We start from the raw sequence: 8489 nt of genomic DNA, 5'->3' as shown, positions 1-8489 counted from the left end.
AATAAACGCTAACTGATATAAAACTATGTTTAGTCTTGGTTGTTGATTATGTAATTAGGATAACTAGTTACTGCAATCAACCTTACTTTTATTTTCTCTACGCTTAAATAGATTACTTAATTGAATTGGTATTACTCTTTATCAACTTCTTTATCAATTTCTTTATCAGCCGTTTTATCAATGACGTCATCAATCACTTTATTAAGCTTTTCAAGACTGATCTTTGCTTGTTTAAGAGTGGCCTCAGTGAATTCTTTTTCTATATCTTGAGTTTCCTTACGTCTTACTTCAAGCTCGTTAATTTTATCGACGAGCACTTTTTTTTCTTGTTCCACTTTTTCTGCTTGTTCGGCTTTAGCAAATAGAACTTGTTCAGCTTCAGCTACTTCCGCGAGGGAAACTTGTTCAATGGGGCTTGGTGGAATGACGGCAACACCAGGATTCATTGGTCTTTGATTCATAAATGAAGGAGAAACAATTTCAATGTTGTTATTATGTAATGTATCTAAAATATGTTTATAAAGGTTAGATCGTGCGCTAATTAATTTATTTGACTCAGCAAGCACACCTGAAACACGGTAAGTAATTGAAAAGTTTCCTAGCTCCAAGATATGTACAAAGGATTCTTTTAAGCCACTTTCTTCTGCTGCGGTAATTAATAGCGGTTCAATATTTTTGTGGTGAAGGTCATAACCTAAAGTAAGGGATGCAGAAACTATTGTTGATGCACTGCGTACTGTTTTTACGGGGCAAGAGACTAGGTATGTGTTGGGTATAGCAATGAATTCTCCACTTTCTGATTGTAGCTCGGTGTCAAATAATCCACGTTCTGATACTCGACCAAAGTAATCTTGTACATAAATAAAGTCTCCAATAGCAAATGGCTTAGTTACCCTAAGTAAGATGCCAGCTGCTAGGTTAGAAAAAACATTAGTTGATGAAAGCGCAAATACACCTGAAATTAATAAGCCAATTAGACCTATAATTTGATTTCTGGCACTTTCTGCAACAGGTAATGCGAGGACTATCGCAAGTGCACCAATTATACTTACCACCAACATAAATAACTGGCGAGTAAACATGCGTTCACTACCAAGTTCTGCTTTATTTTTTATTAATAATCGGTGAGCAGCCGTCAATATTAATGCGACAATAATAGCTGTCAATACAAGCGGAATAAAATCAATAACGGTTTCTTTTATCGTTGTTATTAGTGTCATTTATATCTTCTCTATATTTGCTGGAAAAAGACTAGACAGATCCAGAGTGGTTGACGTATCGATTTGATACTTTGAATATTGTTAAAAGTTATTGGATAACACTAATACTCGACTCGGTTACGTCCCTTAGCTTTAGCAATATATAAATTTTCATCGGCACAAGAAAATAAAATATCCTCTGATTGTGAGCACTCTAAATAATTGGCTACACCAAAGCTGCAGGTGATATCTTTATCAAGAAAGAAAGTATCATTGATTGTATTTACTTGCTGTTTTCTATTAATCTCAGATTTTGATAAATCATAGGCGGTAATGTGATTTAGACCATAATTACCCAAATGCAATCTATCTGCAATTTTATCTCTGACCCTCTCCGCAATGGCAGCCGAGTCAGCTAGGTTAGTTTCCGGTAGTAATATTAAAAACTCTTCTCCCCCATAACGATAGGCAAAATCACAGGGCCGCAGGCTTTGCAATAATAGCTTACCAAATAACTGTAAGGTTTCATCTCCGACAGCGTGACCAAAATTGTCATTAATTTCTTTAAATTTATCCAAATCGCACATAATGGATGAGAAATCAGTCATGTTACCTAGATAAATATCATTTTCTAAACTAGTTATTTTTCTTTTCAAAAATTCTTTTTTACGGGTGCCTGTTAACGGATCTAAAGAGAGTTTATTAATTTCATTTAAGTTTTTAGCTGCCAAATCAAATCGGCCATCTTGTAAATGTTGATTATGGGAATCCACAAAACCGTAATTCATAATATCGCGATAGAAAATATCACATTGCATTTCAACTGAACTTCTATCGTGATCGCTATTCTCTGGATATTTAATAAAATCAAGTAATTTAAAAAAATCATCACCAAATTGATATCCTTGATCAATGTCGATTTTGATACCTTGATAATTTAATACTTCCATATATGACCTTGAAATAATTGAAATTAAATTAACTATATTGCTTTTTGTCTAAACCAATTGCTTGAAAGCCTTGCCTATCATAGCGTAATGATTTCAATCGACACAATGAATGGAGCTGTATTGAACATATTAAGCGAGCTATTTTCAACTATATTATTGTCGTTTATATCTATACTCATTAACCCTGAAAGTTCTGATTTCACCTTTTGAAGTAACATGGGTATAAGTTGTAAGTGCTCGGAGACAGCAAACCCTAAATTCGGCGAGTATTGCAAAGTTTGCACGTATAAACGAAAATAACATCGGGTTAAGCAAGTCGATACCGTGTAGAATTTGCGTGTGTTTTTGTATCAAACTAGCGAGCAATAGGCCGCTACTGTTATACTAATCCGCTTTGAATTACCTTGTATAAGGTGAAATATTAACATTATGATATTAAACAATGCTACGCTTTTATTATGCTTAGACACGCTTAAATAAGATGTAAACTATATAATAATGAAATCCCCAAACTACAGGTAATTAACGAGCCGGCCGTGGTCATCGCAATAATATTAGCGGCTAAATTAACATTCTCTCCCATTGCACTGGCCATCATATAACTGGCAACTGCAGTGGGTGCGGCAGTCATAAAAAATGCAATGCCTAGCTCCAGCCCCCTGAAACCTAAAAAATAACTCGCGCCAGTAAGCATAATGGGCGCAACAATCAATTTTAATGCAGTCGCAAAGAGTGTGTTAACGGTATCATTATTCACTTTTTTTAAATTCAAACTGCCACCCGTACAAAGTAACGCCATTGGCAGTGTCATATCGGCAAAATATTGACCCGCATTGATCATCAGAGTGGGGATCGGAATGGCTAATATAAATACCAGAGCGGCTACTAATATAGCAATAATCAAAGGGTTTTTAGCGATAGATTTGAAAACGTTGATTAATGCAGCGCGGTTCACCGAGCCGATGCTAGGGGTTAATATGATGACTGCGAGAATGTTATATAACACGGTGTTAAAAGCGACATAAAGTGCGGCTAAAGTAATACCTGCATCCCCATAAACATTTGCTGCATAAGCAAGCCCTATAATGCCTGCATTAGCACGAAAACTACCTTGGATAATGACCCCATGATCTTGCTTATTGGGGATCCAATATTTAGTTAAGAGGGTAACTAAAATAAAGAATAAAAAGTTACCCAGTAACATATAAGCGATAAACGAAAAGTCGATATCGGTGTCTAGAGGTGATTTAACAATACTTAAAAAAAGCAGCGCGGGTAAGGTGACTTTAAAAACCAACTGGGATGCAACTCGAATAAATTCATCATTAATGATGTTGACTCTTTTTAACAAGAAACCCAGAAAAAGCAACGGGAAAATAGGCCCGGTAATGGAAATAGAAAACAGAATCGACTCGCGAACGGTATCAAGTTAGTGTCCGTTTAAAGACAGGTTACGCTTTAGTGAAGCAAGATAATATAAACAACAACTTGCTGTTTTATTACCGTTAATTAAACTGCAAACAGAATAATCTAGAATGCCTGAATGTGCCTGAATGTGCCTGAATGTGCCTGAATGTGCTTGAATTTGTGTTCTGTTGCAGACTTTTATCATAAAGGGAGGAGTCGTTATGATTCCTCCCTATTTTTTACACGCTTCTATTCGCTTAACGTGATCATCGGTAACTCATCCCAAATCTTCGCTTCACTTGTATTTCCACCAGAAAAGTTCCATCCTCCTTTTTCTTCTGCAAGTGGACGATACGCTGCGGATAAACCATCTAGATCCCAACTAGTGATATAAAAACTGATGCCATTAAGGGTTTCGGGACGACCCAGTGCGTCACTGGCAAAGTCCAAATAGATAGCTTTGTTATCTTTGTCCACCGTCACGGTTGGCGCAGGTGAAACACTCTCACCCCAAGTCTGACTATCAGCGCCAACGGTATTGTAGATCGAACTTTGCCAGCCAAATACTACCGCGCTTCTATTCCAGCTTCCATTCGGCATACTTGCATTAATTTTAGGCAATTGCGTTAAACCTTGCTGTGTTTCATTTGGCAAGCCAATAAAGATAGAAAAACCGACGTGATCAAAACCATTGCTAGGATTCCAGCTGTCAGTGACATTATCCATCGTCAGTTTTAAACGCACGTTGCTGCCCACGGAAAACACTTCTGCTTTGTCGATAGCCAACTGGCTCGCTGTTTTATCAAATGTCGGATCCGTTGGCAGGAAGTAAGATCCATTAACACCTCCCGCACCATCCTGAGCATCACCCGCATCATCAATGACTTGATCCGCACTATCTGCCCATAATAGATCCGAAGTGAACGCAATATCTTGTGTACTGATCCTTTTTTCTGCCGAGTAGATAGCAAAGCGATGTTGCTGCTCACCAATGGCAAAATGACGTGTTGAAAGCGTAGTAGACCAATTCCCCGCATTATCCGAGGTGATCGCTGTTGCCGTATCTAAGTTACCATCGACTACTAATTTCAAGTCGTTGCCGGATGTCGTATTTCCGGTAAGCGTGAAATCTTTGCTAATGGTGACATTATCCCAGCTATCATCTAATGTGATCTGTTCATTGGATTCATCGATATCAGCTGTTTGTTCTGTTTTAAAGTAAACGACTGCAGAGTTAGGCGCGAGCTCTAGGTTAACTTCACCTTGGCTATCTACGGTTAAAATTTGCGGCGCTTGCTCCCAGTTTGATTGAATTTCACGAGCGAAGACTGTTCCGCCTGTTTGTTCGACATCCAGCTGGTTAAGTAACATAGGTGATGAGGAGGTATTCATTAGCACCAGTACTTCTTGCCCTTCAAATTGGCGCGCAAAACTAAACACACCGGCACCAGATTTATCACTGCGCAGCACTTTTAGCGAGCCGTGGGTCAATACGCGATTTTCACGGCGTAACTTAGCCAATGTTTGGATAAATTGATACATCTCACTACTGCTATCAAACGAGTCGACTGATTTTCCATCAGTACGGTAACCACCAGCAAACATTGCATCACGACTGGTAACCATTGCTTGTTCAGTACCTTGATAAATAATCGGGATCCCAGGAATCGTCATCATAGTGATCAATGCCTGCTGCATATCTTCTTTACTACCTTGTGACAAGAAACGCGGCATATCATGGTTATCAATAAAGTTAGGCATAATAAAAGGATTTGGGAACATCTCCATCATGCGTTCCAGTCTATAACGCAGATAATCTGTTGGCTGACCGGATGCAAATACGCGTGTCATGGTTGTTTGTAATGGGAAGTTAAGCACCGCCGTGAGCTGTGGAGGCGTTCCATTTTCACCGATATAAGTGAGCATCTTCTCTTCACCTTCGGTGTTATAAGGTGTTGAGGCTTCAAACACTTCACCAAAGGTTAAGAAATTATCTCGCCCTGTCTGTTTTGCTTGCGCTAAAATACCGTCATCACTGTGCAGAAAATCGTGCCAGAAATCATGTTCAACAAATTTTGCGGTATCAATTCGATAAGCATCCACTCCGACATCTCGAATCCACTTACGGTAGCTTTCTTTTAAATATGCGCGAATCTGTGGATCTGAAGTATTTAAGTCATCAAGATCCGATAGTTGCCTTGTTGTTTCTTGCTCAGGATCATTGTAGTCGGTAATAATGGGGGTCCAGTGGTAACTACCACTGCCATCCGTCTGACATTCAAGTTGGTTAAGCGGCGCTGGCAACGTTTGTCCTGCGGTCAGCGCATCAGGAATTAATCGGAAACCAATACAAGGATTAGCGGGATCATAATCATAAGGTTTATCATAGGTAAAAAAGTTACCCGTGTGGTTGGTAACGATATCCTGAATAAGATACATATTGCGGCTGTGTAAATCACTGGCCAGATTTTGGTAACTTTCTAAATCCCCAAAATGCTCATCGACTTTTTGAAAATCACGTGCCCAATAACCGTGGTAACCACCGTAATTTTGCTCTGAATCCCACCATTGATTTGCTACTGGTGGTGTGATCCAAACCGATGTTGCGCCTAAATTTTCAATATAGTTTAATTGATCATCAACACCTTGCAAATCACCCCCACTGAACTTTTTCTCTGAGGTTGGATCATATTCATTCTGACCTAGATCATTAATCTGAGTATTTCCATCGCTAAAACGGTCGATCATCAAAAAATAGATAATCTGCTCTTGCCAGTCAGGCGATGCCATCTGGCTGCCATTCTCTTCATTTTTTGTTTCATTTTTACTATCTGAATTACAACCAGAAATGGCTAAAGCAATAGATAATGATAGTATTTTCAGTTTATTACGTGGTTTCATTGGCATTATATTATCTCCTGTGTATATATTGCACACAGAGAATAAAATAATAAAATACAAATTAGAGTGTCATCCTGCGCCATGCTTATAGTCAAATAATGCCATTTTATATTTAATTTGAACTAACCATCATTTATTGAAGGGGAGGTGGCGAACAGATAACCTTGTTGCTGGTTAGCACAACAGATCTGTTCACCTTCCAAAGTCTGTAATGTAAAAAAGCAGCGTTGTGGAAGGCGCTCGCAATAGTGTGAGAGAGACCAGTAAACATAACTGTTTTTTCCACTACTTTTGGTCATTTTTATAGGGCTATTGCTTTGATGGTCAATCATACAGTTGATCTTATCGATATCTAATTTTCTACAGGCAAGTTCGATCACCATACGAAAACCCTGCCCCTCGTTGACAAGCACCATCGTCGGCAGAACGACTAAAGGGCTGCCAATTAAAAGGTTTTCATGCACCACAAAGTTGTGTTGGTGATTATCATTAATAAACTTATCCCCACTGATTTCATAGGACAATTTAAAGGTCAAAGGACTCGCAACAGGTAAATTTGCAGTCGACCATAATTCAATACCTGCACTTAAAAAAGAATCAAAAAAGGCGGGGTAATGTCGCCAAATGCCATCCCTGTCCTGACATTCCACTGTTACATTTTTCTCAAATGCAATATTATCCACTTCAAGCCAAACTCGTCCTTGGTTCATCTCATGTTTATTATCACGCCACTGGGCATAATGTAAGCGGACGGGGTTACCTTTTTGTAATACGCGGTTATTGCTGCATTGCTCACGATAGCTTTGTGGGGTGAAGGAATACCATTTGCGAAATGCGCGGTTAAAATTAGATGAATCACCATAACCCAATCGGCTAGCAATTAAGCTGACGGGGAAATCTGTATCGGCTAGTAAACGCAGTGCAACAGACTTTTTTTCATTATCGACTAAAGTAGAAAAACTCAGTTGCTTATCCTCTAATCGTCTTTGCAGCGTTCTCGGGGAAAGGCTTAAATGCTTCGCTAAATCTTGTAGACGTAAGGGGCTATCAAGATGTTCGCTGATCTGTTTTTTTAAGCGGAAAATTAAATCTTCTTTGCCAATATGTTGCGTTTTCAGCAATCCCAAAACTTGTTTTGCCAATGCAAATAGCTCCGGCTCAGGGGTCGCTAATGAATTAATCTCCTGCACATCAAAGTGGATTTTTAAGCCGCTGCCAAATTCCATTCTGAGCTGCAGAAAATGATCATATTTACTCTGCATCCAGCTATGATGAAACTCAGTAAAATTGGCTAGTTGCAGCAATAAATATTGTGCGAAAGAATAAGCATGGTTAGGCAGAGAGGTATTGCTCTGAGTATGAAACGAAACAGATAAATAACCGCTGCACTGCTGGCTATCGATATAGAGTGTTCGATCAAATAAAGAAACTGACTTGCTCCACCATAATATTCCTTCTTTTAAGGAAGGCGCATTACACAGTAAAATATTTTGTATGCTCAGTAACTCGTTAAGATGCCAGCGTTTATTACCTATCATAAAATGCGTGCAGCCTAAATCTTGTGCGAGTCTCTGAGTAAATTCTTTATTATGTTGCAATTATTAACCTCCTGTTGTTGGCAGTTCCTTCCCTGATTTACACTTAAGTAATTGATATAGCAAATACAAACAAATAATACTTGGCTATTTAGTGATGTGTTGAGCGGCGGGACCTGTTTTTATCAACACTCAAAATAAAAATCAAAGAAAACAGCGGTGCTGGGCGAACGCTCGCTGAGCACATAAATTAGAAATAAAGAATGCTTAATGTCAATACAATCGGCGTTTGTGCGAGGTTGTGACATTTTAGCCATTAATTCACTAAAAAGTGCAACAATTACGAATCGAATAATTTTACATACTTATGTACTCAAGTTTCGGGGTTCATTTTTAGCCAATAAAAGTGAACCATCCCTCATTCTAGGGCTTCTTGCCGCAAAGTAAAGTTATCCATTTGCATGACTTGCGTAAAAAAATCGACAACCGTCTGTTCA

The 8489-nt window shown here is 38.7% G+C and carries 5 protein-coding genes; all 5 read right to left on the bottom strand.

All coding sequences use genetic code 11. The features are described from left to right. Positions 1 to 131: 131 nt before the first annotated feature. The gene (locus KSO91_RS14835) at positions 132 to 1220 is read right to left on the bottom strand and encodes a mechanosensitive ion channel family protein (RefSeq protein WP_238743813.1); all 1089 of its coding nucleotides are present in this window, start codon (positions 1218 to 1220) and stop codon (positions 132 to 134) included. A gap of 101 nt (positions 1221 to 1321) precedes the next feature. Further along, on the bottom strand, positions 1322 to 2149 hold the full coding sequence (locus tag KSO91_RS14830; RefSeq protein WP_238743812.1) for a GGDEF domain-containing protein: 828 nt from the start codon (positions 2147 to 2149) through the stop codon (positions 1322 to 1324). 472 nt (positions 2150 to 2621) lie between these two features. Next, entirely contained in the window at positions 2622 to 3557 is a 936-nt protein-coding gene (locus tag KSO91_RS14825; protein WP_238743814.1) for an AEC family transporter, read from the bottom strand. Positions 3558 to 3805: 248 nt separating this feature from the next. Continuing rightward, positions 3806 to 6463 (bottom strand): alpha-amylase family glycosyl hydrolase, encoded by a 2658-nt coding sequence (locus KSO91_RS14820; RefSeq protein WP_238743811.1) that lies wholly within the window; start codon positions 6461 to 6463, stop codon positions 3806 to 3808. Between the two features lie 116 nt (positions 6464 to 6579). After that, on the bottom strand, positions 6580 to 8055 hold the full coding sequence (locus tag KSO91_RS14815) for a helix-turn-helix transcriptional regulator (protein ID WP_238743810.1): 1476 nt from the start codon (positions 8053 to 8055) through the stop codon (positions 6580 to 6582). Positions 8056 to 8489: the final 434 nt, after the last annotated feature.

Origin of the sequence: Psychromonas antarctica, from assembly GCF_022267535.1 — a bacterium.
GTDB lineage: Bacteria > Pseudomonadota > Gammaproteobacteria > Enterobacterales > Psychromonadaceae > Psychromonas > Psychromonas antarctica.
This window is presented reverse-complemented; position numbering and strand designations above follow the sequence as displayed.